General features: G+C 68.1%; 1 pseudogene. It reads right to left on the reverse strand.

The window, feature by feature from the left end:
- A pseudogene (locus tag Q8N40_RS26105) lies at positions 1–1,932 on the reverse strand (helicase); the annotation flags it as partial.

Genomic DNA, 1,932 nt, shown 5'->3' on the forward strand with positions numbered 1-1,932 from the left:
CGGCGGGCTCGCCGGCGCGCCATCGGCGGCGACAACGGGGGTCGCGCCATCAGCCGGCGGCGCATCGGTGCGGGGCCTGCGGAAATCGGGGGTACGCCGTCCGCGGCGATGCCGCTCGCCCTTGGCAGCGTCGCCGGCTTCACCCGGGACGGCGGCTGCGGCGTCCGCGCCTTGCGCCGGGCGATCTTGATGGCGCTGACGGTTGCGATCGTGACGCGGCCGGCGCTCTTCCGAGCGGCCACCGGGCCGCCAGACCTCGACCATTTCAGGTACTGCGGCGACTTCGGGCGCGGTTGCCTCGGCGACGCTCCCATCCGCCGCTGCATCAACGGCGGCAACGGTCTCCGTCGTGCTTTCAGCGGCGGCCTGCTCCTGCGGCGCCTCCACGGCGGCAGCCTCGACGGCCTCCACCACGGGAGCTTCAACAGCTTCCGCCATGGGGGCTTCGACCGGAGCTTCGACCGTTTCCACCGCGGGCGCTTCGAGAGCTTCCACCACAGCCACGGGTTCCGGCTGCGCCGCCTCGACGGCAACAGGCTCGGCCGGTTCGGGTGCAGGCGAGAAAGCGATGTCGGGCAGCAGCGTTGCTGACGATGCGGTCGCATCTTCGGCGGCCGGCGCGAGGTCGCTGCCCGCCTGAGCCGTTTCGGTGCTCTGCGCCACCACGTCGGAAGCTGGTTCCGCTGCAGCTGCCTCAGCGGCCGGCGCTTCAACCACCACCGGCTTCGGCGGCAGCGGCGCCTTCTTTTCCATGCGATAGCCCAGCGCGCGCAGGATCGAGGCGAAATCCTCGCCGGCGGAGCCGGTCAGCGAGGTCATCGCCTGCGTCACCACGAAACCGCGACCGTCAAATGCACCGGCCGGCTTGGTGCCAGGCGAAGCTTCGCGCCATGACAGCGCGGGGCGAATCAGGTCGGCGAGGCGCTCCAGAATATCGACCCGCACCGCGCGCTCGCCGCATTGCCGGTAGCCCAGCACGCGATAGGCGTCGCGGTCGAGCGACTTGTCGACCGGGAACGAGGTGCGGCCGCTTCCTGCGAGATGCTGCGCGCCCGACAATGCCGACATGTCGACATTGCTTTGCTTCTCGGCCCACAGCAGCGAAGCCAGCGCGCGCGCCGCGGGCTTCAGCAGCGCCGGAACGTAGATGTGATAGGCGCCGAAGCGCACGCCGTATTTGCGCAAGGTCGCGCGTGACGGCTGGTCGAGATCCTTCATCTCGGCGGAAATCTTCTGCCGCTCCAGCACGCCGAGCGCCTCGATCAGCTGGAACGCGATGCCGCGCGCGATGCCGGTGATGTCCTCGGCCTTCTGCAGGTCGAACAGCGGCCCCAGCAGTTTCTCGATATGCGTCTTCAGCCACAGATCGAGCCTGGTCTGCACCGCCTCGCGTGGCGCGCCGGCCAGCCGATCGTCGGAAATGATGCGCAGGCGCGGATGCAGCGCGTCGTCGGCCGCAACCAGCCGCGCCACCGCGTCGCCGGTCCAGCGGATGGTGCCATCTGACGTCAGCACGAACTGCTCGTCGGGCGCGGCGGCGAGTTTTTCGGCGCGCGCATCGATCTCGCCGGCCAGCGCTTTCAGCGCAGTGGCCTGCAGAGCCTTGGCGTCGGAGCCGGCTTCCGCAGCGTCGGGCGCGAAGGTAAATCCGTCGAGCCGGCCAATGACATGGCCTTCTACGATCACTTCGCCGGTCTTGCCGATTTCAGTATTCAAAACGCTGTTCTCCCGCAGGCGGCGCATCAATACACTGGTACGGCGATCAACGAAACGTTCCGTGAGCCGTTCATGCAGGGCATCTGACAGTTTATTTTCGACTTCTCGCGCGATTCCCTGCCAATGCTCGGGGTCGGCCAGCCAATCGGGACGATTTGCCACAAAGGTCCAGGTCCGGATTTGCGCGATCCGGCCCGATAATGTGTCGATATCGCC

This window comes from Bradyrhizobium sp. (genome assembly GCF_030693485.1).
In the GTDB taxonomy this organism is placed as follows: Bacteria; Pseudomonadota; Alphaproteobacteria; order Rhizobiales; family Xanthobacteraceae; genus Bradyrhizobium.